Raw genomic sequence first — 20,991 nt, forward strand, 5'->3', positions numbered from 1 at the left:
GCCGTCACGAGGCCGCCAGGCGCGCGGCTCGGTCGGCGGCGTAGTCCTGCAGGCTGCGCACCCGCATCTCGCCGCGGTGCACCTCGAAGGAGGCGACCGCCGCGCCGACCTGCGCGATCGTCGTGAACAGCGGTTTGTCGGCCGCGACCGTGGCCGTGCGGATCTCGAAGCCGTCGGCCCGGGCGCTGCGGCCGCTCGGCGTGTTGATCACGATGTCGATCTTGCCCGCATTGATCAGGTCGACGATGGTCGGCTCCCCCTCGGCGGCCTGTCCCATGAAGTACTTGCGTACCGTCCTGGCCGGGATGCCGTTGCGCGCGAGCACCTCGGCGGTTCCCTCGGTCGCCACGATGTCGAAGCCGAGCTGCGACATCCGCAGCATCGGCAGCACGATCGCCCGCTTGTCGCGGTCGGCGACCGAGACGAAGACCGTGCCGGAGTCGGGCAGCCCGCCGTAGGCGGCATCCTGACTCTTCGCGAACGCGCGGGGGAAGTCGGCGTCGATGCCCATGACCTCGCCGGTCGAGCGCATCTCGGGACCGAGCACCGAGTCGACCACCTGGCCCTCGCGGGTGCGGAAGCGCTTGAACGGCAGCACCGCTTCCTTGACCGAGACCGGCGAGTCGAGCGGCACATGTGCCCCGTCGGCGGCCGGCAGCATGCCGTCGGCGACGAGCTCGCGGATGCTGCGGCCCACCATGATGAGCGAGGCCGCCTTGGCGAGCGGGATGCCGAGCGCCTTCGACACGAACGGCACGGTGCGCGAGGCGCGCGGATTGGCCTCGAGCACGTAGAGGATGCCCGCGCCGATCGCGAACTGCACGTTGAGCAGCCCGCGCACGCCGATGCCCTCGGCGATCTTGCGGGTCGCGACGACCACCTGGTCGATGACGTCCCGCCCCAGCGTCACGGGCGGCAGGGTGCAAGCCGAGTCTCCGGAGTGAACGCCCGCCTCCTCGATGTGCTCCATGATGCCGCCGACGTAGAGCTCGTTGCCGTCGTAGAGGGCGTCGATGTCGATCTCGAGCGCATCGTCGAGGAAGCGGTCGACCAGCAGGGGCGAGCCGGGGCCGATGATGGCCTGCTCGCGCACCCGGTCGAAGTAGTCCTCGAGCCCCGGGGTGTCGTAGACGATCTCCATGCCGCGGCCACCCAGCACGTAGCTGGGGCGCACGAGCACGGGGTAGCCGATCGACTCCGCGACCGCGACCGCCGAGGGGGCGTCGGTCGCGGTGCCGTTCTTGGGTGCGAGCAGCTGCGCCGCGTCGAGGATCCTCGAGAACAGGCCGCGTTCCTCGGCCAGGTCGATCGCGCTCGGCGAGGTGCCCAGGATCGGCACGCCGGCCGCCTCGAGCCCCTTGGCGAGCCCGAGCGCGGTCTGGCCGCCGAGCTGCACGATGACGCCGACGAGCTCGCCCGACTGCGACTCGGCGTGGATGACCTCGAGCACGTCCTCGAGGGTGAGCGGCTCGAAGTACAGGCGGTCGCTCGTGTCGTAGTCGGTCGAGACCGTCTCGGGGTTGCAGTTGATCATGATCGTCTCGAAGCCCGCGTCGTGCAGTGCGAAGCTCGCGTGCACGCAGGAGTAGTCGAACTCGACCCCCTGCCCGATGCGGTTCGGGCCGGACCCGAGGATGACGACCTTGCGAGCGTCGCTCGGACGCACCTCCGTCTCGAGGTCGTAGCTCGAATAGTGGTACGGGGTGAGGGCGGGGAACTCGCCGGCGCAGGTGTCGACGGTCTTGAAGACCGGGCGAACGCCAAGCTGCCAACGGGCGTTGCGCACCTCCTGCTCGGTGAGGCCGCGCAGTTCGGCGATCTGGGCATCCGAGAAGCCGTGGTCCTTGGCCAGCAGGAACAGCGAGCGATCGAAGGGGCGCAGGCCCGAGATCTCGGCCGCGACCTCGTTGATCAGCACGATCTGGTCGAGGAACCACGGGTCGATCTTGGTCGCCTCGAACAGCTCCTCGACCGTCGCGCCCTTGCGCAACGCCTGCTGCACCGTCACGATGCGGCCGTCGGTGGGAACGCGGGAGGTCTCGATGAGTTGCGCCTTCGTGCGGCGCTCCTCGCCCCAGTGGAAGCTGCTCCCCCGCTTCTCGAGCGAGCGCAGCGCCTTCTGCAGCGCTGTCGAGTAGTTTCGGCCGATGGCCATGGCCTCGCCGACGCTCTTCATCGTGGTGGTGAGGGTGGCATCCGCCGAGGGGAACTTCTCGAAAGCGAAGCGCGGCACCTTCACGACGATATAGTCGAGGGTGGGCTCGAAGCTCGCCGGCGTCACCTTGGTGATGTCGTTCGGGATCTCGTCGAGCCGGTAGCCGAGCGCGAGCTTGGCCGCGATCTTGGCGATCGGGAATCCGGTCGCCTTCGAGGCGAGCGCGCTCGAGCGCGACACGCGCGGGTTCATCTCGATCACGATGATCCGGCCGTTGGCGGGATCGACCGCGAACTGGATGTTGCAGCCGCCCGTGTCGACCCCGACCGCCCGGATGATGTCGATGCCGATGTCGCGCAGCCGCTGGAACTCGCGGTCGGTCAGCGTGAGCGCCGGGGCGACCGTGATCGAGTCGCCGGTGTGCACGCCGACCGGGTCGACGTTCTCGATCGAGCACACCACGACCGTGTTGTCGGCCGTGTCGCGCATCAGCTCGAGCTCGTACTCCTTCCAACCCAGGATCGACTCCTCGAGCAGCACCTCGTGGGTCGGCGACTGGTGCAGGCCGTCGGTGACCATCCGCTCGAGCTCGCCACGGTCGTAGGCGAAGCCCGAACCGAGGCCGCCCATCGTGAAGCTCGGCCGGATGACCAGCGGGTAGCCGAGATCCTCGGCGAAGTCGACGGCCTCGCCGACGCTGTGCGCGATGTGGCTGCGCGCCACCTCGGCACCCGCGGCGATGACCAGCTCCTTGAAGATCTGCCGGTCTTCGCCCTTCTTGATCGCCTCGACCTTGGCCCCGATCAGCTCGACGCCGTACTTGGCCAGGATGCCGGCCTCGTCGAGCGCGATCGCGGCGTTGAGAGCGGTCTGGCCGCCGAGCGTGGGGAGCACGGCATCCGGACGCTCGAGGGCGATGATCGCCTCGAGCGCCTCGTTGGTGATCGGCTCGATGTAGGTGGCATCCGCGAAATCGGGGTCGGTCATGATCGTCGCCGGGTTCGGGTTGACCAGGATCACGCGCACGCCCTCGTCGCGGAGCACACGACAGGCCTGGGTGCCGGAGTAGTCGAACTCGGCCGCCTGGCCGATCACGATCGGACCGGATCCGATCACGAGAACGCTGTGGATGTCTGCACGCTTGGGCACTAGTTCGTGGCGTCCTTCTGCTGGGCCTGCTGGGCGACGACCATGTCACGGAACCGGTCGAAGAGGTAGTTGGCGTCGTGCGGCCCTGCGGCCGCCTCGGGGTGGTACTGCACCGAGAACGCCGGGATGTCGAGGGCCTTGAGCCCCTCGACCACGCGGTCGTTGAGTCCGATGTGGCTCACCTCGAGCCGCCCGTAGCCGTTGGGGCTCTCGATGATGCCCTCGAGAGGCGCGTCGACCGCGAAGCCGTGGTTGTGGGCGGTGATCTCGACCCGGCCGGTCTCCTTGTCGAGCACCGGCTGGTTGATGCCGCGGTGCCCGAACGGCAGCTTGTAGGTGCCAAGGCCGAGGGCGCGGCCGAGCAGCTGGTTGCCGAAGCAGATGCCGAAGAAGGGAAGGCCGGCATCCAGGATGCCGCGCAGCAGCGCCACGTGCGAGTCCGATGCCTCGGGGTCACCGGGCCCGTTCGAGTAGAAGGCGGCGACCGGATGGATGGCGAGCAGCTGCTCGAGCGTGACGTCCTGCGGCAGCACGTGCACCTCGAAGCCGCGGCGCGCCAGGTTGTCGACCGTGGACTGCTTGACGCCGAGGTCGAGCACCGCGAGGTTGCCAAGACGCTCGCCGACCGCCGGCGTCACCGTCTCGGCGGGCACCGAGACCTCGGCCGAGAGGTTGAGGCCGGCCATCTCGGGCGCACTGCGCACCAGGGCGAGCTGCTCGTCGGGGCTGAGTCCTGCATCCGGTCCCGAGAACACCCCGGCGCGCATGGCGCCCGCGTCGCGCAGCCGCCGGGTCACGGCACGCGTGTCGATGCCGCTCATGCCGACGATGCCGTTGGCCTCGAGCTCGCTGTCGAGGCTGCGCTTGGCCCGGAAGCTGCTCACCACGCGCGAGGGGTCGCGCACGACATAGCCCGACACCCAGATGCGGCGCGATTCGGGGTCCTCGTCGTTCATACCGGTGTTGCCGATGTGCGGCGCCGTCATGACGACGATCTGGCCCGCGTAGCTCGGGTCGGTCAGGGTCTCTTGATAGCCCGTCATGCCGGTCGCGAAGACCGCCTCGCCGAGGGTGCGGCCGCGGGCGCCGTAGGCGTGGCCGTGGTAGCGGGTGCCGTCTTCCAGGACGAGCACCGCGGGGTCGGATGTGGTCATGCCTCGGCTCCCGCCGTCGTGGGGATGAGCTCCGTGATCGCGGCGACGAGTGCCGCGGGGTCGGCGGAGCGGAAGTAGCTGTCGAGAGAGGTGCGGGCACCGGGTGCTTCGGGGCTCCCGGTGGCTTCTGCCGGTGCGCTCCAGCGCACGAACACCAGCCCGTCGTTGCCGACGACCCGGTCGATCGTCCAGGTGGCCCGGCCGACGCCCTCGAGCGCGGTCACCGGGATGAACCCAGGCTGCTGCGCCGCGAGTCGCAGTTCGATTCCCGCGGCCGTCACCGTCAGCACGGCGCGCGAACGGAAGCCCAGGCCCGCCACCGCGATGCGGTCGAGCGGGGAATCGGCGCGCGTCGTGGCGACGTAGAGCAGGTCCTCGGTGAGCAGCGCAGTCGCGCTTCCGGGTGGGACGGGCGCGAGCCCGACGACATCGGCCTGGCGGCGACGGCGGGTGCGCCATCCGATCGCCATCAATCCGAAGACCAGCACGAGGAACGCCGCGACGATCAGGCCGGGAACGACCCTATCCATGGCCCACCACCTCCTCAGGGGCTCGCAGTTCGCCGTCGAGCACGGTGGGCACCCCGCGGTGCACCGTCGCGACGACGCGGCCGGGCAGCCGTCGGCCGAGGTACGGGGAGTTGACGCCCTTGCCGCGCAGCAGCTCGACGCCGAACGCGCGCCGCACGCTCGGGTCGTAGAGGGTCAGGTTGGCGGGCGCGCCGACCGTCAGAGGCGCGTCGTAGCCCGCCAGCCGGCCGATCGCCGCCGGCGCGATCGACAGCACCCGCGCGACATCGGCCCAGCTCAGCTGTCCGCTGTCGACCACGGCCGCCTGCACGACGCTGAGGGCGCTCTCGAGCCCCACCATGCCGAAGCTGGCCTCCTGCCACGCGCATTCCTTGGTCTCGACCGGATGCGGGGCGTGATCGGTCGCGACGATGTCGATGACGCCCTCGGCGAGAGCCGCGCGCAGCGCGAGCACGTCCTCCGCCCGTCGGAGCGGCGGATTCACCTTGAACCGGGCGTCGTAGCCGCTGGCCAGCTGCTCGTCCAGCAGCAGATGGTGCGGGGTCACCTCGGCGGTCACGGCGATCCCCCGTGCCTTGGCCCAGCGCACCACCTCGACGCTGCCGGCCGTCGAGAGGTGGCAGACGTGCAGCCGGGCGCCGACATGCTGCGCGAGCAGCACGTCGCGGGCGATGATCGCCTCCTCGGCGACGGCGGGCCAGCCCGGGAGCCCGAGCTCCGAACTCAGCACGCCCTCGTTCATCTGCGCACCCTCGGTGAGGCGCGGCTCCTGCGCGTGCTGGGCGATGACGCCGCCGAAGGTCTTCACGTACTCCAGGGCGCGGCGCATCAGAAGGGCATCCGAGACGCACCGGCCGTCGTCGCTGAACACGCGAACGGCGGCCCGCGACTGCGCCATGGCGCCGATCTCGCTGAGTCGCTCCCCTGCCAGCCCGACGGTGACGGCCCCGATCGGTCGCACCGTGACGTAGCCGTGCTGCTCGCCGAGCGACGCGACCTGCTCGACCACCCCCGCCGTGTCGGCCACCGGCGAGGTGTTGGCCATGGCGTGCACGGCGGTGAACCCGCCCGCTGCGGCCGCGCGCGAACCGGTGAGCACCGTCTCGCTCTGCTCGAAGCCCGGCTCGCGTAGATGCGTGTGAAGGTCGACGAGACCCGGAAGCGCCTGAAGCCCGGAGGCGTCGATGACGGTCGCTCCCGCCTTCGTGAGCCCGGTGCCACGGCCGGTGATGACGCCGTGCTCCACCAGCAGGTCGCTCGTCGTGCCGTCGGGCAGGGTCGCGCCGGTGATCAGGATGTTCACGATGCGCCTCCCGCGGATGCGATGCCGGCCTCGGGACCGCTTCCGCTGAGAACCAAGTACAAGACCGCCATCCGGATCGACACCCCGTTGCTGACCTGATCGAGCACGACCGAGCGTGCCGAGTCGGCGGCGGCCGACGAGATCTCGAGCCCGCGGTTCATCGGGCCGGGGTGCATGATCATCGTATCGGGGGCGAGCCGGGCCAGCCGTGCATCGTCGAGCCCCCACTGGCGGGCGTACTCGCGCTCGTGCGGGAAGTAGGCGGCGTGCATCCGCTCGCTCTGCACGCGCAGCATCATGACGACATCCGGCTTCTCGGCCAGAGCGGCGTCGAGATCCGTCCCGCTTGTCACCGGCCAGGCGCCGACGCCGAGAGGCAGCAGCGTCTCGGGACCGACCAGGTGCACGCTCGCCCCGAGCGTCTGCAGCAGCCACACGTTCGAGCGCGCGACCCGGGAGTGCAGGATGTCACCCACGATCGTCACCCGCAGGCCGTCGAGGTCCCGGCCGCGCGCCGCTGAGCCGTGCAGCGTCTTGCGGATCGTGTACGCGTCGAGCAGGCCCTGGGTGGGATGCTCGTGCGTGCCGTCGCCCGCGTTGACCACGGCGGCATCGATCCAGCCGCTGTCGGCCAGCACCCGGGCCGCCCCCGAGGCGCTGTGCCGCAGGACGACCGCATCGATCCCCATGGCGGCGATCGTCTGCGCGGTGTCCTTCAGCGACTCGCCCTTCGAGACGCTCGAGCCCTTGGCGCTGAACGTGATCACGTCGGCGCTGAGCCGTTTGGCGGCGGCTTCGAAGCTCAGCCGGGTGCGCGTCGAGTCCTCGAAGAACAGATTGGCGACGGTGCGGCCGCGCAGGGTCGGCAGCTTCGGGACCGCCCGGGTCGCGACCTCCGCCATGTCCTCGGCGAGATCGAGGATGCCGATCGCGGCCGTCCGGTCGAGGTCGCGCACCGAGAGCAGGTGCCTCATGCGTCCTCCCCCGAGATCGCCACGAGATCCTGACCGTCGGTCTCGCGCAGCTTCACGTAGATGCGCTCGCCCCGTGCCGTCGGCAGGTTCTTGCCCACGAAGTCGGCGCGGATCGGCAACTCCCGATGGCCGCGGTCGACCAACACCGCCAGGCGCACCGCACGCGGCCGGCCGAGATCGCTGATCGCGTCGAGGGCGGCCCGGATCGTGCGCCCCGAGTAGAGCACGTCATCCACCAGCACGACGGTCTTGCCGTCGATGCCCTGCGACGGCACGCGGGTGGGACTCGGCGTGCGCGTGGGCTGACGGCCGAGATCGTCGCGGTACATCGTGACGTCGAGGGCGCCGACGCGGGCCTCGCCATCGGGCGCGCCCGGTTCGAGCTCGTCGAGCACGGCGCCGATGCGTTCGGCGAGCAGCACCCCGCGGGTCGGGATGCCGAGGAGGACCAGATCCGAGGAACCATGGTTCGACTCGAGGATCTCGTGAGCGATGCGGGTGAGAGCCCGCGTGATGTCAGCCTGCTGCAGCACGGTTCGTGCAGCCATCCTGACCTCCTTCCCCGCCTCTCCGGACGGACTTAAAGGATGTCTATTTGCTTCAGCTTAGCAGCCGCCGGCGGGGCGGAGGCGGACGCCCGTGCGCGCCGCGGCGCGGTCCACGGCTCCCCTGGGCTCGGGCACGCGCCCGACACCTCCGAGCCGGCGCGCACGGTGTCGGGTGACGACGCGGGTGGCGGCACGGTGTCGGGCGACGACGCGGGTGGCGGCCGCAGGGCGTGCACCGCGGCCGTGGGCCCGACGTCGTGTCGGCGCCACGGCCGCACCGCGGGCGGGGTGGGCCGTGACGTTATCCTCGGAGCATGTCCGCCCCCGACGATGCCGCTCTCGCCGAACTGGCGCGGGGGCTCTCGTTCGCGATCGGGCGTACGAATCGCCGGATGCTCGCCGCGACCCAGGGGCTCGGCCAGGGCCACCTGAACGCCCTCGCGACCATCTACCGCTCCGGCCCCATCCGCCCGGGCACGCTGGCTCAGCTGGAGTTCGTCAGCGCCCCGACCATGACGCGCACCCTGCGAGATCTCGAACGACGCGGCCTGGTGCGCCGCGAACCGGATACCCGCGACGGCCGGTCGATCCTGATCAGCGTCACGGAGGCGGGCGAGCACCAGGTGCTGCGCGCCCGCTCCTACCGGGCCGAACTGCTCGCGGACCTCCTGGCACGCCTCGACCCGCACGAAGTGGCGACGTTGCGCGACGCCCTCGGCGCGCTCGAGCGGCTCGCGACGATCGAGGGCGACCCCGGGGACCGCCCAGGCGGTCGACGCGACAGCTAGGCGGGCTCGTCCGAGTCCGGTGCGTTCCCGTCCGACGGCACACCGGGCAACACGCTCGGCGACGCGGCCGCATCCCGCGCGATCGCCCCGAGCAGCCCGTTCAGGAACCCCGCGGAGTCCTCGGTGCTGAGCAGCGACGCGAGTTCGACCGCCTCGGAGATCGCCACGCCATCGGGGACCTCGTCGTTGTACAGGATCTCCCACGCGCCGATGCGGGCGAGCGCCCGATCCAGCACGGGCATCCGCTCGAGGGGCCAGCCCTGCGCGTGCGCGCGGATCACGGCATCCAGATCGCCCAGGTGCGAGTCGACCCCCTCGACAATGTCGCGCGCGTAGGCCCACGACGACTCGCGCTGGGGCGTCGCCTCGGCGCGCCCGGCCTCCTCATCGAGCAGGCCGGCGATCGGCAGCTCGCGCAGATCGGCCCCGAACAGGATGTCGAGGGCGCGTTTGCGCGACTTGGTGCGTGCGCTCATGAAGGGGTGGCCGCCTAGTCGGTGACGCGGCCGAGGTAGTCACCCGTGCGGGTGTCGACCTTCACGCGGGTGCCGGTCTCGAGGAAGAGCGGCACCTGCATTTCATACCCGGTCTCGAGCGTCGCCGGCTTGGTGCCCGCGCTCGAGCGGTCGCCCTGCAGCCCGGGCTCGGTGTAGGTCACCTCGAGAACGACCGAGGCGGGCAGCTCGACATAGAGCGGCTCCCCCTCGTTCGTGGCGATCGTCACCGTCTGGTTCTCGAGCATGAAGTTGGCGGCGTCGCCCACGATCTTCGCCGGAACCGTGGTCTGGTCGTAGTCGGTGGTGTCCATGAACACGAATCCGTCGCCGTCGCGGTACAGATAGGTGAAGTCGCGGCGATCGACCGTGGCGAAGTCGATCTTGGTGCCGGCGTTGAAGGTGCGGTCGACGACCTTGCCGCTCATGATGTTCTTCATCTTGGTGCGCACGAAGGCGCCGCCCTTGCCCGGCTTGACGTGCTGGAACTCGACGATCGTCCAGAGCTGTCCGTCGATGTTGAGGACGCTGCCGTTCTTGATGTCGTTCGTCGTTGCCATGGTTTCGGGGTGTCCGTTCGTCTGCAGGGGCGGGAAGCGCCCGTACGAGTGTAGACGAGGGCTATGCGCTGGGGGCGACCACGCGCAGCGCCAACAGGTACGAGTCGAAGCCGAATCCCGCGATCACCCCGGTCGCCACGGCCGAGATCACGCTGTTGTGACGGAACTCCTCGCGCGCGTGCGGGTTGCTGATGTGCACCTCGACGAGCGGGATCCCCGCCTTGGTCACCAGCGCGGCGGCGTCGCGCAGCGCGTAGCTGTAGTGCGTGAACGCCGCCGGATTCAGGATGACGGGGGTGGTGGCATCCACCGCCTCATGCAGCCAGTGGATGAGCTCGGCCTCGTCGTCGGTCTGTCGCAGATCGATCTCGATCGAGGCGCCGGCCTGCGCCGCGAGAAGGGTGCGCAGCGCGCTCAGGTCCTGGTTGCCGTAGACGTCGGGCTCGCGACTGCCGAGCCGGCCGAGGTTGGGACCGTTGAGCACCAGCACGCGCGACATGCCTCGAGCCTACGATGTCTGCCGGCTCCCGTGAGGCCGAGAGCTCGAAAGCGGCTACTCGGCGATCTCCTGATACGCCGCGAACAGCAGCTGCTCCTCCGGTCCGGTCAGGGTCGTGGGCCGGCCGATATCGTCCAGCACGATGAAGCGCAGCAGGTCGCCGCGGGCCTTCTTGTCGCGCTTCATCGCGGCCAGCAGCATGGGCCAGCGGCCGGCCGGGTAGGTGGTCGGCAGATCGAGCAGATCCAGGATGCGGCGGTGCCGATCGACGGCCGCGTCGCTCAGCGAGCGGGTCAGCCGCGACAGTTCGGCGGCGAACACCATGCCGATCGCGATCGCGGCGCCGTGGCGCCACTGGTAGCGCTCGGCGTGCTCGATCGCGTGGCCGAGGGTGTGGCCGTAGTTCAGCACCTCGCGCAGCCCCTGCTCGGTGAAGTCCTCGCCGACCACGCGGGCCTTCATGGCGATCGCGAGCTCGAGGTTGCGGCGGAACTGCGGCGTGGTCGGATCGACCGCGGCGTCGACATCCGCCTCGATCGTGTCGAGGATCTCCGGCTCGGCGATGAATCCCGCCTTCGCGATCTCGGCGTAGCCGGCCAGGATCTCGTTGCGGCTGAGCGTGTCGAGGGTGTCGAGGTCGCACAGCACCGCGCGGGGCGCCCAGAAGGCCCCGACCAGGTTCTTGCCCTCCGCCGTGTTGATGCCGGTCTTGCCGCCGACGGCTGCGTCGACCATGCCGAGCACCGTGGTCGGCAGCTGGATGAGGTCCACCCCGCGAAGCCAGGTCGCGGCGACGAAACCGGCCAGGTCGGTCGTCGCGCCACCTCCGAGCCCGACGACCGCGTCGGAGCGGGTGAAGTCGGTCTGCCCCATGACCTGCCAGCAGAACGCGGCGACCTCGACCCGCTTGGCGGCTTCGGCATCCGGGACTTCGGCGAGCACCACCTCGTAGCGATCGCTCAGCTGCTGCCGCAGGATCTCGGCACGCGCGCCGAGGGTCGGGGCGTGCACGATCAGCACCTTCTTCACGCGCGGCGCGAGGAACTCCGCGAGCCGGGCGTGCAGCCCTCGCCCGACGAACACGCTGTACCCGGGCACGCCGGCGACCGGGATCTCGGTCGTGCCGTCGGACGCGATCACGCTGCCGTCTTGGACCATTCGGCCACCTCCTGGGCGACGGCGTCGATCGGACGGTGCGAGGTGTCGACCGTCAGACGCGCCAGCTGTTCGTAGATCGGGCGGCGCTCGGCGTAGATGCGCTCCCAGTCGGCGAGCCCGTTGCGCACCAGGGGGCGACGGCCGTCGCGAAGCCGCGGGGCGACGGCCTCGGGGGCGACCGTGACGAGCACGACCCGCTCCCCGGCCAGCGCCGCGCGGGTGTCGGCATCGAGCACCGCTCCCCCGCCGAGCGCGACGACGTCGCTGCCCCGCAGCGCGCGCGCGACGGCATCGCGTTCGAGAGCTCGGAAGTGCGGTTCGCCCAGGGTGTCGAAGATGTCGGCGATCGGTCCGTGTTCTGCCACGATCATGCGATCGGTGTCGACGAAGCCGGTGCCGAGGATGCGCGCGACGCGTTTGCCGATGCGCGTCTTGCCCGCACCCATCGGGCCGATCAGCACGACGGGAGGCCGTTCGCTCATTCCGAGGCCGGCCGATCGGCGACCGATTCGGATGCCGTGCGCAGCGACGCCGGGATCGCCGCCAGGTACGCATCCAGGTTGCGACGCGTCTCGCCGACCGAGTCGCCGCCGAACTTCTCGAGCATCGCGTTGGCGAGCACGAGGGCGACCATCGCCTCGGCCACGACGCCGGCGGCGGGCACGGCGCAGACGTCCGAGCGCTGATGGTGGGCGGCGGCCGCCTCGCCCGTGGCCACGTCGACGGTGCGCAGCGCGTGCGGGACCGTCGCGATCGGCTTCATCCCGGCGCGCACCCGCAGCAGCGTTCCGGTGCTCATGCCGCCTTCGATGCCGCCCGCCTTGTCGCTGAGCCGGGCGATGAGTCCTTCGTCGGCCACCAGTTCGTCGTGCGCGTGCGAACCGCGGCGCTTCGTGGTCGCGAAGCCGTCGCCGACCTCCACACCCTTGATCGCCTGGATGCCCATGAGGGCCGCCGCGAGCTGGGCGTCGAGCTTGCGGTCCCACTGCGCGTAGCTGCCGAGACCCGGAGGCAGCCCGTAGGCGAGCACCTCGACGACTCCCCCGAGGGTGTCGCCCGTGTCGTGTGCGTCGTCGACCTCGGCCACCATCAGGGCGGATGTCACGGGGTCGAAGCAGCGCAGCGGATCCGCGTCGAGCGCCGCGACGTCGGCGGGCGTCGGCAGGGGCGACTGATCGGGTACCCGCACCGGACCGATCGACAGCGTGTGGCTCACCAGAGTGACGCCGAGTTCCCCGAGGAAGGCCCGGGCGACGGCGCCGAGCGCCACGCGGGCGGCGGTCTCGCGGGCGCTGGCCCGCTCCAGCACGGGGCGTGCCTCGTCGAAGTCGTACTTCTGCATGCCGACCAGGTCGGCGTGGCCGGGTCGCGGACGGGTGAGGGCGGCCCCGCGGGCGCCGGCGAGACGAGACGGGTCCACCGGCTCGGCGCTCATCACGTCGACCCACTTGGGCCACTCGGTGTTTCCGATGCGCAGGGCGATCGGGCTGCCCATCGACAGGCCGTGCCGCACGCCGCCTGAGAAGTCCAGCTGATCCTGCTCGAACTTCATCCGGGCGCCGCGTCCGTAGCCGAGCTTGCGGCGCTCCAGATCGGCTTGGATGCCCGCGCGCGTGATGGGAACGCCCGCCGGGAGTCCCTCGAGGACGGCGACGAGCTCAGGGCCGTGGGATTCCCCGGCGGTCAACCAACGCAGCATCTGCCCAGTCTTCCAGACCGGCGCACCCCCGGCGCACGGGCGACGGCTCCGTCGCTCAGAGCCCGACCGACGCTCGCATCGCGGCGACGACCTCTCCCTCGCGCGGGAGCACCCCGTCCTGCTCGCCGGTCACGAAGATCCGCACCTGGGCGATCGCCTGGTGCAGCAGCATCTCGAGGCCGCTGACCACGGTGCCGTCGGCCTCCGCCCACGAACGGGCGAGCTCGCTCGGCCACGGCTCGTAGGCGACATCCAGCAGCACGGACCTGGCGCGCACGGCCTCCGGGAACACCACGCCGTGCTCGCTCGCCCCGGGAAGCGTCGAGATCACGGCGCTCGGGACCGTGAGCGAGCGATCGGTCAGCCCCAGCCGGCGGATGGTCAGTTCGAGGCCCAGCCGGGTCGCGAGCCCTTCGAGGGAGGCCGCGCGTTCGGGGTCGCGGGCAGACACCAGCGCGTGCCGGGCGCCGAGCTGTGCGGCCGCCGCCAGCACGGATGCCGCGGTGGCGCCCCCGCCCAGGATCTGCACGGTCTCGAGGGCCCTCACACCGTGATCCGCGAATGCCGCGACGATGCCCTCGACGTCCGTGTTGAAGCCCTTCAGACCGCCGTCCTCGTCGAACAACACCGTGTTCGCGGCGCCCACCGTGTCGACGAGCGCCGTCCGCGAACTCAGCATCGGCAGGACCTCGCGTTTGAGCGGCATCGTCAGCGAGAGGCCGCGCCACGAACGGTCGCAGGTGTTGAGGAAGGCCCCGAGGCTGCCCTCGATCACCTCGATCGCCGTGTAACTCCAGGGCAGGCCGAGCACCGCATACGCGGCCGAATGCAGCAGGGGCGACTTCGAATGCCCGATCGGCGAGCCGAGCACCGCCAGGCGGCGCGGCGTCGGGCTCATCGCGGCGTCATTTGCAGTACACGGCATTCTCGGCGCTCGCCCGGCACCAGGCCTGCCACTGCTTCACGGCGGCCGCGTGTTCGGCGGCCGTCGTCGAGAACACCGTCTCGCCGGTCTTGAGGTTCACCGCGACGAAGAACAGCCACGGTCCGGGCGTCGGATGCAGCGCGGAATCGATCGCGTCATCCCCGGGAAGGCCGATCGGACCGATCGGCAGCCCGTTGTTCGCGTAGGTGTTGTACTTGTTGCTCGCGTCGGCGCGCTCCGCGCTCGTCGTCGTCACGCGATCGGTGTGCCCGGTGCCGTAGGCGACCGTCGCGTCGGACTGCAGCCGCATCCCCTGATCGAGGCGGTTCTGGAAGACGCGCGCGATCTTGTGCATGTCGGCGACGCTCGGTCCCGACTCGCGCTGGACGATCGACGCGAGCGTCACGACCTTGAGCCGGTCGGCGGGCGCGACCCCGGCTTTGTCGAGGTGCGAGATCATCGTCGACACCAGCTGCTGCAGGGCTTGTTTCGCCGTCACGCCGGGATCGAAGGTGTACGTGGCCGGGAACAGGAAGCCCTCGATGCTCGGCGCCGCAGCGGGAACGCCGAGCGCGACGTAGTCCTTCGCCGCAGCTTGGAAGTCGGCCACCGGCAGTCCTGTCGCCGAGGCGAGCTGCACGAAGGCACTCTGGGCCGAAACGCCCTCTTTCAACACCGCCACACGCACGATCTTGTTCTTCGGATCCCGCAGGGCGGCGAGTGCGGAGGCGGCGCTCATCTGCTTCTGCAGCTGGTAGCTGCCGGGCTCGAACGTCACGCTCGGCTTCTTCAGCAGCAGCTGGTAGAAGGCGTCGAAGGTCTTCGTGACGCCGGCCTGCTGCAGCGTCTTGGCCACGTCCGAGCCGATGTCACCGGACTGGATGACGATCGTCACCTTGGTTCCGTCCCCGCTCGTCGCGTAGTCGGTGCTCTCCCAACCGAGTACGTGACGGATCTTGTCCTCGAACAGGAACCATCCCGTCGTGCCGGTACCGACCAGCAGCACGAAGACCGTGATCAGCGCCAGGGTCCAGCCGCGCCGTCGCTTCCGCGGCGGGCGTCGGGTCGTACCGACCCGCGCGGTCGTGCCGCTCGCACCACCGCGCTGCGCCCGCTCCTGGGCCTCCCGGGCTTCGCGGCGGGACATCGGCTGGGTCGCGGGGGGCGCCGACTGGGCGGCTCGTGCTTCGGCGGCGGCCACCGCGTAAGGGTCGGAGAGCCGCGCCTGCGGGAACTGCTCCGAGACGGGCTCCACCGGCCCTGGGGGGTTCGGCGAGCTCGGTCGGGTCGGCTCGCCGCCCGGCGGACGGAAGATGTCGTCCCAGCTCGGTTCCTCAGCCACGGCCGGCGATCTTCATGAGCTGGGGCGTCCTTTGTGCGGTTCGACCAGGGTGCCCGGCGGACGGCCCGCCGTGCGCTCGAAGTCGAGAGCGTTCTGCAGGATGATAACAGCGGCCACCTGATCGATCACGGCGCGCGAGCTCTTCACCGAACGGCCGGACTGGTGCAGCGCCCGCTGAGCAGTGACCGTCGAAAGGCGCTCGTCGACGAGTCGGACCGGCACGGATGCCGCTGCCGCGAGTTCGTCGGCCAGAGCGCGAGCGTCGGCCGTCGAGGCGGTGTCGCCGCCCCCGAGCGACAGCGGAAGCCCCACCACCAGCTCGACGGCACCGTGCTCCTCGGCGAGGGCGCACAGCTCGGCGACGGTGCCGTCGCCTCGCCGGAGCGTCGCCACCGGCGTCGCGAGCAGACCCTCGCGGTCGCAGAGGGCGACGCCCACGCGCGCCCGCCCCGCGTCGACCCCCAGCCGGATGCCCGGCCTCATCGCGCGCCCGGCTTCATGCTGACGCCTAGCCGGCCAACGTCGCCGAGATGCCGCTGAGGGCCGCCCCGATCGCCGCAGTGTCGCTTCCGCCGCCCTGGGCGAGGTCGTCCTTGCCGCCTCCGCCTCCGCCGAGTACCGTCGCCGCCTGCTTGGCGAGGGCTCCGGCCTTCGCTCCGCGCTCTCGAGCCGCCGGCGAGGTCGCGACGATGACCGCGGGCTTGTCGCCGACCCGGGCCGCGAGGGCCACGACCGACGGCTCGCTGCCGAGTCGCTCGCGCACGCTCGTGGCGAGCGAGCGCAGCTCGTCGGCCGACGAGAGCGTTCCGAGGTCTTCGACGACCGCGAGATAGCCGCCGACGCGCGCGGCCTTCTCGACCAGCGCGGGCACCCGGCCGGAGAGCTGGGACGCCTCGAAGGCCGCGATCTTCTTCTCGGCCGCCTTCAGCTCGGCCACGAGCGACTCGATCCGCTGCGGAAGCTGCTCGCGCGGGGTCTTCAGCGAGGACGTCAGCGTCGACACGATCGCGCGTTCGGCGGCGAGGTCACGGAAGGCCTCGAGACCGACGAGGGCCTCGACGCGGCGATTCGCCGATCCGACCGACGACTCGCTGACCAGGTTGACCAGTCCGACCTCGGCCGAGGTGCGCACGTGGATTCCGGCACACAGCTCGCGCGACCACGGGCCGCCGATGTCGACCATCCGCACGGTGTCGCCGTACTTCTCGCCGAACAGCGCCATCGCGCCGGCCGCCTTCGCCTCGGCGATCGGCAGGATGCGGGTGGTCACCTCGAGGTTGTCGCGCACCGCGTTGTTGGCGATCTCTTCGAGCTCGCTGCGGGTCTCGGCGCTCAGCGCCTGGTTCCACGCGAAGTCCAGCCGCAGGTAGCCGGCCTTGTTGAACGAGCCGGACTGGTGCGCCTCGGAGCCGAGCGTCTGACGCAGGGCGGCATGCACCAGGTGCGTCGCCGAATGCGCCTGTGCGGCCGAGTGACGGTACACGGGATCGACCACGCTCGTCGCGGGCACTCCTACCGCGACCTCGCCGGACCGCACCTCGACGGTGTGGCTGATGAGTCCCTTCACGGGGCGCTGCACGTCGAGCACCTCGAGCTCGAAGCCGTCGCCGACGATCGCTCCCGCATCCGCGGCCTGTCCACCCGACTCGGGATACAGGGCCGTCTCGGCCAGGATGACCTCGACGATCTCTCCCGCCGCGGCACGATCCACCGGCAGTCCGTCGAGCAGGATCCCGAGCACACGCGAGTCGGTCTGCAGGTAGTCGTAGCCGGTGAACACCGTCTCGCCCGCCGCGCGCATCTCGGAGTAGACCGAGAGGTCGGCCAGCGCCCGCTTCTTGGCCTTGGCATCGGCCTTCGCGCGGGTGCGCTGCTCGAGCATCAGCCGGTCGAAGGCCGCGCGGTCGACCGTGAGCCCGGCCTCCTCGGCGATCTCGAGCGTCAGGTCGATGGGGAAGCCGAAGGTGTCGTGCAGCAGGAACGCGGTGTCGCCCGGCAGCGCGGCGGCGCCCTTCTTCTGCGTGTCCTCCACCGCGAGGTCGAGGATCGTCGTGCCGCTCGCGAGGGTGGTGCGGAAGGTCTCCTCCTCGGCCACCGCGAGACGGGAGGTGCGCTCCCACTGCTCCTCGACATCCGGATAGGCGTCGCGCATCGCCAGTCGCGATGCCTGGAACAGCTCGGGGAAGCTCGGCGAATCCACCCCGAGCAGGCGCATCGCGCGCACCACGCGGCGCAGCAGGCGGCGCAGGATGTAGCCGCGCCCCTCGTTGCCGGGGCTCACGCCATCCGTCATCAGCATGAGGCTCGAACGCACGTGGTCGGCGATGACGCGCATGCGCACGTCGTCGTCGTGGTCGGAGCCGTAGACCCGGCGCGACAGTGCCGAGGCCGCGTCCAGCACGGGACGCACCTGGTCGATCTCGTACATGTTGTCGACGCCCTGCTTGAGGAACGCGACGCGCTCCATTCCCATGCCGGTGTCGATGTTCTTGCGCGGCAGCTCGCTCACGATGCGGAACTCGGTCTTCGACTGCACGTCGGCGATCAGGTACTGCATGAAGACGAGATTCCAGATCTCGATGTAGCGGGTGTCGTCGGCCGCCGGGCCGCCCTCGGGGCCGTACTCGGGACCACGGTCGAAGTAGATCTCCGAGCACGGGCCGGCGGGACCGGGCTGGCCGGTCGACCAGTAGTTGTCCTCCTTGCCCATGCGCTGGATGCGCTCATCGGGCAGGCCGGCGATCTTCTTCCAGAACCCGATCGCCTCGTCGTCGTCCTCGTAGACGGTGACCCAGAGGTCCTTCTCGGCGAAGCCCAGGCCGCCGTCGGCCTCGGATGAGGTGAGCAGCTCCCAGGCGTAGGCGATCGCCTGCTCCTTGAAGTAGTCGCCGAAGCTGAAGTTGCCGTTCATCTGGAAGAAGGTGCCGTGCCGCGTGGTCTTGCCGACCTCCTCGATGTCGAGGGTGCGGATGCACTTCTGCACGCTCGTGGCCCGCGGGAACGGCGCGGGCACGACACCCGTGAAGTACGGGATGAAGGGCACCATCCCGGCGACCGTGAACAGCAGGGCCGGGTCGTCGCTCACGAGGGAGGCGGAGGGGACGACGGTGTGTCCGCGCTCCCCGAAGTAGGTGAGCCAGCGGCGTTGGATTTCAGCGGTCTGCACGGTGATCTGTTCTCTGATGGGCGCTCGCCCCGATGGGCGCGACGGTACCTGGATGGAGGGGTGACGACGTCCGGTCCGCCGGCCGTGAACAGCCGGCGCCGGACTACCGGGCTCGCGCGGTGAAGTCGGAGACGATTCCGTCGGCGGCGGCGCGGAGCTCGGCCTCGCGCACCTTGTAGCCGTCGACGACGGCCTCGCCGAAGTCGCGAGCCTTGGCGTCGACGTCGTCGAAGAACTGCTTGCCCTGAGGGGTCTTCGCGAGCTGGTGGGCCGCCACGAAGCCGACGGCGACTCCTACTGCCAGAAGCAGTACACCCTTCATCGTGTTCTCCTCTTCGAAGTGAACGGAACCGGCGCGTGCCGATCGTGTCGGCTCTAGCTTAGGCCGCGCCTCTCGGTGTGCGCTTTCAGGAGTCGGCGAGCAACGCGCCGCACGCGGCTCCTGATCCGCCGGCACGCCGCGGCGCGGCATCCTGAATTGCGGAAGGCCCCGGGGCGACCCGGGGCCTTCGATTCGCGACGGAATCAGCGTGCGGCGTAGTACTCCACCACGAGCTGCACCTCGGCCGTGACCGGCACCTCGGCGCGCTTGGGGCGACGCACCAGGCGCGCGTGCAGCTTGTCGAGCTCGACCTCGAGGTACGCCGGCACCTTGGGCAGCACGTCGACGTGCCCACCCGCGGCCGCGACCTGGAAGGGCTCCATGCTCTCGGAGCGCTCCTTGACGTGGATCAGCTGTCCCGGCTTGACCCGGAACGAGGGGCGGTCGACGAGCTTGCCGTCGACGAGGATGTGACGGTGCACGACCATCTGGCGCGCCTGCGCCGTGGTGCGGGCGAAGCCCGCGCGCAGCACGAGCGCGTCGAGACGCATCTCGAGCAGCTCGACCAGGTTCTCACCGGTCAGGCCGGCGGCACGACGCGCCTCGGCGAAGACGATCTTGAGCTGGGCCTCGCGGATGCCGTACTGGGCGCGCAGGCGCTGCTTCTCGCGCAGACGGACCGCGTAGTCGCTGTCGGCCTTGCGCTTGGTGCGACCGTGCTCGCCCGGGGCGTACGGACGCTTCTCGAGGTACTTGGCCGCCTTCGGCGTGAGCGGGATGCCCAGCGCACGGGAGAGGCGGGTCTTGCTACGGGTGCGTGACTTGGTCGACACGGATGTCCTTCTGCTGGTCTCTGGATGATGGATGCCGCAAGCGTCTGCCCGCCCGCGAACGGGCACGACGATGTCTCTTGCGAAAGTAGAGGGATGAACCACGGCGATCGATCGGCTACAGATCTGACCACCTCGACCGGGATCTCGACGCAGCCGCACGCGAGAAGCCGGTTTCAGGCCTCGTAAACCTTAGCAGATGGCGTGGTTTCGGGCGATCCCCGGCCACGCGAGCGGCGTCAGCGCTTCATTCCGCCGCGCGGCGTGGCCTGCGGGCCGCTCACCGGGCCGCAGCGGGTCCCCGTGACGACGCAGGCCTTGACGTCGGCAGTCAGCACCGCCTGGTTCCATCCGTTCATGAAGTCGGCGTGGGCCGTGTCGACCGAGCCCTGGGTGCTCGGCCCGACCGAGAGGGTTAGGCCGCTCGCCGACGAGGTCGGGTAGACGACGTGCAGCACGATCTGAGGGATCTGGACCGGATGCGACGCGGGGCAGCTGCGGCCGGTCATCGCGACGACGTTGGTCTGCTTCGCGCCGTCGAGACCGTGCCCGTCCCAGCAGTCCGGGAAGGCGATCACGAGCCGCAGCTTGGCCGCGGCGGCGCAGTCGTGCGGCGAATCGGTGAGACGCACCTGATCCGCGCCCGTGCAGCTCCAGCCGATCACCGCCTTGCCCTGCGGCGCGCTGGCGTTCTCGTTTCCCGCGATGATCGTCAGACCCGCCGGAATCGTCTGCACCTGCCGTTGAGCGCCGATGGGAGCCCGCCAGTAGATCAGCGTCGACTTCGGCGCGAGCGCGGCTCCGTTCTGGAACAGCACCGGGGTCCAATAGGCGGAGGCGTCGGCCGAGGTCGTGCACCCGGTCGTGCCTCCCACCAGCTGCTTCGTGGTGGTGTCGGCAACCGTGGCGGTGTTGCCGAAGAAGTCGTGCTGCATCGACGCGCCCGCCATGCCGGGCATCAGGATCGGGTCGTCGGCGGCGGTCTTGGTGCGCCGACAGGTGTCGGTGAAGATGCCGGGGCCCCCCGTCGGGAACCCGGCGGTGTCGACGGACGGCCCGGAAGCGGGGACCGGAGTCGGCGCGCTGGTTGCCGCCATCCCCGGCATCGTCGACGAGCCCGGCGAAGTGAGCGCGACCGCGGTCACCGCGGCCGACCCGAGCGCGATGACCAGGGCACCTCCGATCGCCGCCGCGATGAGCCGCACCCGGCGGCTCTGCGGCGCCCGGGCGTCCTCCGGCACCGCCATCGGAACGCCGAGGTGCCCCCGCGCCGGGACGGGCTCGCCCGGCAGAGGCGCGGCGGTGGATCCGGAGCTGTCGTTCTTCTTGGCCATGCGGCAAGGCAACCCCCGCAATGTTCGAGGAGTGTCAGGGCGCGGTCACGCCCGCGTCATG

Annotated in this window: 20 protein-coding genes; 1 reads left to right on the forward strand and 19 read right to left on the reverse strand. The window is 70.5% G+C overall.

Annotated elements, in window-relative coordinates:
- Nucleotides 1-4 precede the first annotated feature (4 nt).
- Genes carB through pyrR form a run of 6 tightly spaced genes read right to left on the reverse strand, consistent with a single transcriptional unit; the run spans nucleotide 5 to nucleotide 7,813 of the window.
- Entirely contained in the window at nucleotides 5-3,304 is a 3,300-nt protein-coding gene (carB, locus tag ACFPJ4_RS05400) for a carbamoyl-phosphate synthase large subunit (RefSeq protein ID WP_386739258.1), read from the reverse strand.
- Nucleotides 3,304-4,458 (reverse strand): glutamine-hydrolyzing carbamoyl-phosphate synthase small subunit, encoded by a 1,155-nt coding sequence (gene carA / locus ACFPJ4_RS05405; RefSeq protein ID WP_386739259.1) that lies wholly within the window; start codon nucleotides 4,456-4,458, stop codon nucleotides 3,304-3,306. The genes carB and carA overlap by 1 nt, the downstream gene beginning before the upstream one ends.
- Nucleotides 4,455-4,988 carry a PH-like domain-containing protein gene (locus ACFPJ4_RS05410; RefSeq protein WP_386739260.1) on the reverse strand — a complete coding sequence of 178 codons (534 nt, stop codon included), beginning with the start codon at nucleotides 4,986-4,988 and terminating at the stop codon, nucleotides 4,455-4,457. The genes carA and ACFPJ4_RS05410 overlap by 4 nt, the downstream gene beginning before the upstream one ends.
- Nucleotides 4,981-6,291 (reverse strand): dihydroorotase, encoded by a 1,311-nt coding sequence (locus ACFPJ4_RS05415; RefSeq protein ID WP_386739261.1) that lies wholly within the window; start codon nucleotides 6,289-6,291, stop codon nucleotides 4,981-4,983. The genes ACFPJ4_RS05410 and ACFPJ4_RS05415 overlap by 8 nt, the downstream gene beginning before the upstream one ends.
- A complete protein-coding gene (locus ACFPJ4_RS05420; protein WP_386739262.1) occupies nucleotides 6,288-7,265 on the reverse strand; it encodes an aspartate carbamoyltransferase catalytic subunit in 978 nt (325 codons plus the stop codon). The genes ACFPJ4_RS05415 and ACFPJ4_RS05420 overlap by 4 nt, the downstream gene beginning before the upstream one ends.
- Nucleotides 7,262-7,813 carry a bifunctional pyr operon transcriptional regulator/uracil phosphoribosyltransferase PyrR gene (pyrR, locus tag ACFPJ4_RS05425; protein WP_386739263.1) on the reverse strand — a complete coding sequence of 184 codons (552 nt, stop codon included), beginning with the start codon at nucleotides 7,811-7,813 and terminating at the stop codon, nucleotides 7,262-7,264. Before pyrR ends, ACFPJ4_RS05420 begins: the two co-directional genes overlap by 4 nt.
- A gap of 314 nt (nucleotides 7,814-8,127) precedes the next feature.
- Here pyrR and ACFPJ4_RS05430 point away from each other — a divergent pair, with 314 nt between their 5' ends.
- A complete protein-coding gene (locus ACFPJ4_RS05430; protein WP_386739264.1) occupies nucleotides 8,128-8,601 on the forward strand; it encodes a MarR family winged helix-turn-helix transcriptional regulator in 474 nt (157 codons plus the stop codon).
- On the opposite strand, the gene nusB is transcribed toward ACFPJ4_RS05430, so the two are convergent.
- From nusB to ACFPJ4_RS05495, 13 genes are all read right to left on the reverse strand, one after another.
- On the reverse strand, nucleotides 8,598-9,077 hold the full coding sequence (nusB, locus tag ACFPJ4_RS05435; RefSeq protein ID WP_386739265.1) for a transcription antitermination factor NusB: 480 nt from the start codon (nucleotides 9,075-9,077) through the stop codon (nucleotides 8,598-8,600). The genes ACFPJ4_RS05430 and nusB overlap by 4 nt on opposite strands.
- A 14-nt stretch (nucleotides 9,078-9,091) precedes the next feature.
- Nucleotides 9,092-9,655, reverse strand: a complete 564-nt coding sequence (gene efp / locus ACFPJ4_RS05440) for an elongation factor P (protein ID WP_386739266.1) — start codon at nucleotides 9,653-9,655, stop codon at nucleotides 9,092-9,094.
- Nucleotides 9,656-9,716: 61 nt separating this feature from the next.
- On the reverse strand, nucleotides 9,717-10,154 hold the full coding sequence (gene aroQ, locus ACFPJ4_RS05445) for a type II 3-dehydroquinate dehydratase (protein WP_386739267.1): 438 nt from the start codon (nucleotides 10,152-10,154) through the stop codon (nucleotides 9,717-9,719).
- A 54-nt stretch (nucleotides 10,155-10,208) separates the two neighbouring features.
- Nucleotides 10,209-11,312, reverse strand: a complete 1,104-nt coding sequence (aroB, locus tag ACFPJ4_RS05450; protein WP_386739268.1) for a 3-dehydroquinate synthase — start codon at nucleotides 11,310-11,312, stop codon at nucleotides 10,209-10,211.
- On the reverse strand, nucleotides 11,291-11,794 hold the full coding sequence (locus tag ACFPJ4_RS05455) for a shikimate kinase (RefSeq protein WP_386739269.1): 504 nt from the start codon (nucleotides 11,792-11,794) through the stop codon (nucleotides 11,291-11,293). The genes aroB and ACFPJ4_RS05455 overlap by 22 nt, the downstream gene beginning before the upstream one ends.
- Nucleotides 11,791-13,011 carry a chorismate synthase gene (gene aroC / locus ACFPJ4_RS05460; RefSeq protein WP_386739270.1) on the reverse strand — a complete coding sequence of 407 codons (1,221 nt, stop codon included), beginning with the start codon at nucleotides 13,009-13,011 and terminating at the stop codon, nucleotides 11,791-11,793. Before aroC ends, ACFPJ4_RS05455 begins: the two co-directional genes overlap by 4 nt.
- A gap of 55 nt (nucleotides 13,012-13,066) precedes the next feature.
- Nucleotides 13,067-13,909: a shikimate dehydrogenase family protein gene (locus tag ACFPJ4_RS05465; RefSeq protein ID WP_386739271.1), complete on the reverse strand. Its 843-nt coding sequence runs from the start codon at nucleotides 13,907-13,909 to the stop codon at nucleotides 13,067-13,069.
- Nucleotides 13,910-13,916: 7 nt separating this feature from the next.
- On the reverse strand, nucleotides 13,917-15,278 hold the full coding sequence (gene mltG, locus ACFPJ4_RS05470; RefSeq protein WP_386739272.1) for an endolytic transglycosylase MltG: 1,362 nt from the start codon (nucleotides 15,276-15,278) through the stop codon (nucleotides 13,917-13,919).
- Between the two features lie 12 nt (nucleotides 15,279-15,290).
- On the reverse strand, nucleotides 15,291-15,761 hold the full coding sequence (gene ruvX, locus ACFPJ4_RS05475) for a Holliday junction resolvase RuvX (protein WP_386739273.1): 471 nt from the start codon (nucleotides 15,759-15,761) through the stop codon (nucleotides 15,291-15,293).
- A gap of 25 nt (nucleotides 15,762-15,786) precedes the next feature.
- Nucleotides 15,787-18,444, reverse strand: coding sequence for an alanine--tRNA ligase (alaS, locus tag ACFPJ4_RS05480; protein WP_386739274.1), 2,658 nt, complete (start codon nucleotides 18,442-18,444; stop codon nucleotides 15,787-15,789).
- A gap of 103 nt (nucleotides 18,445-18,547) precedes the next feature.
- Nucleotides 18,548-18,766, reverse strand: a complete 219-nt coding sequence (locus ACFPJ4_RS05485) for a hypothetical protein (protein WP_386739276.1) — start codon at nucleotides 18,764-18,766, stop codon at nucleotides 18,548-18,550.
- A gap of 203 nt (nucleotides 18,767-18,969) precedes the next feature.
- The gene (gene rpsD / locus ACFPJ4_RS05490; RefSeq protein WP_386739277.1) at nucleotides 18,970-19,599 is read right to left on the reverse strand and encodes a 30S ribosomal protein S4; all 630 of its coding nucleotides are present in this window, start codon (nucleotides 19,597-19,599) and stop codon (nucleotides 18,970-18,972) included.
- Between the two features lie 236 nt (nucleotides 19,600-19,835).
- Entirely contained in the window at nucleotides 19,836-20,930 is a 1,095-nt protein-coding gene (locus ACFPJ4_RS05495) for a DUF1996 domain-containing protein (RefSeq protein ID WP_386739278.1), read from the reverse strand.
- Nucleotides 20,931-20,991 lie beyond the last annotated feature (61 nt).

The organism is Lysinimonas soli (assembly GCF_042655435.1).
Classification (GTDB): Bacteria; Actinomycetota; Actinomycetes; order Actinomycetales; family Microbacteriaceae; genus Lysinimonas; species Lysinimonas soli.

What these genes read in the sequence shown, in the direction of transcription:
- carA (WP_386739259.1), bottom strand. Translation starts at nt 4,458, where the DNA reads ATGACCACATCCGACCCCGCGGTGCTCGTCCTGGAAGACGGCACCCGC.
- ACFPJ4_RS05410 (WP_386739260.1), bottom strand. Translation starts at nt 4,988, where the DNA reads ATGGATAGGGTCGTTCCCGGCCTGATCGTCGCGGCGTTCCTCGTGCTG.
- ACFPJ4_RS05420 (WP_386739262.1), bottom strand. Translation starts at nt 7,265, where the DNA reads ATGAGGCACCTGCTCTCGGTGCGCGACCTCGACCGGACGGCCGCGATC.
- pyrR (WP_386739263.1), bottom strand. Translation starts at nt 7,813, where the DNA reads ATGGCTGCACGAACCGTGCTGCAGCAGGCTGACATCACGCGGGCTCTC.
- ACFPJ4_RS05430 (WP_386739264.1), top strand. Translation starts at nt 8,128, where the DNA reads ATGTCCGCCCCCGACGATGCCGCTCTCGCCGAACTGGCGCGGGGGCTC.
- nusB (WP_386739265.1), bottom strand. Translation starts at nt 9,077, where the DNA reads ATGAGCGCACGCACCAAGTCGCGCAAACGCGCCCTCGACATCCTGTTC.
- efp (WP_386739266.1), bottom strand. Translation starts at nt 9,655, where the DNA reads ATGGCAACGACGAACGACATCAAGAACGGCAGCGTCCTCAACATCGAC.
- aroQ (WP_386739267.1), bottom strand. Translation starts at nt 10,154, where the DNA reads ATGTCGCGCGTGCTGGTGCTCAACGGTCCCAACCTCGGCCGGCTCGGC.
- aroB (WP_386739268.1), bottom strand. Translation starts at nt 11,312, where the DNA reads ATGGTCCAAGACGGCAGCGTGATCGCGTCCGACGGCACGACCGAGATC.
- ACFPJ4_RS05455 (WP_386739269.1), bottom strand. Translation starts at nt 11,794, where the DNA reads ATGAGCGAACGGCCTCCCGTCGTGCTGATCGGCCCGATGGGTGCGGGC.
- aroC (WP_386739270.1), bottom strand. Translation starts at nt 13,011, where the DNA reads ATGCTGCGTTGGTTGACCGCCGGGGAATCCCACGGCCCTGAGCTCGTC.
- ACFPJ4_RS05465 (WP_386739271.1), bottom strand. Translation starts at nt 13,909, where the DNA reads ATGAGCCCGACGCCGCGCCGCCTGGCGGTGCTCGGCTCGCCGATCGGG.
- ruvX (WP_386739273.1), bottom strand. Translation starts at nt 15,761, where the DNA reads ATGAGGCCGGGCATCCGGCTGGGGGTCGACGCGGGGCGGGCGCGCGTG.
- ACFPJ4_RS05485 (WP_386739276.1), bottom strand. Translation starts at nt 18,766, where the DNA reads ATGAAGGGTGTACTGCTTCTGGCAGTAGGAGTCGCCGTCGGCTTCGTG.
- ACFPJ4_RS05495 (WP_386739278.1), bottom strand. Translation starts at nt 20,930, where the DNA reads ATGGCCAAGAAGAACGACAGCTCCGGATCCACCGCCGCGCCTCTGCCG.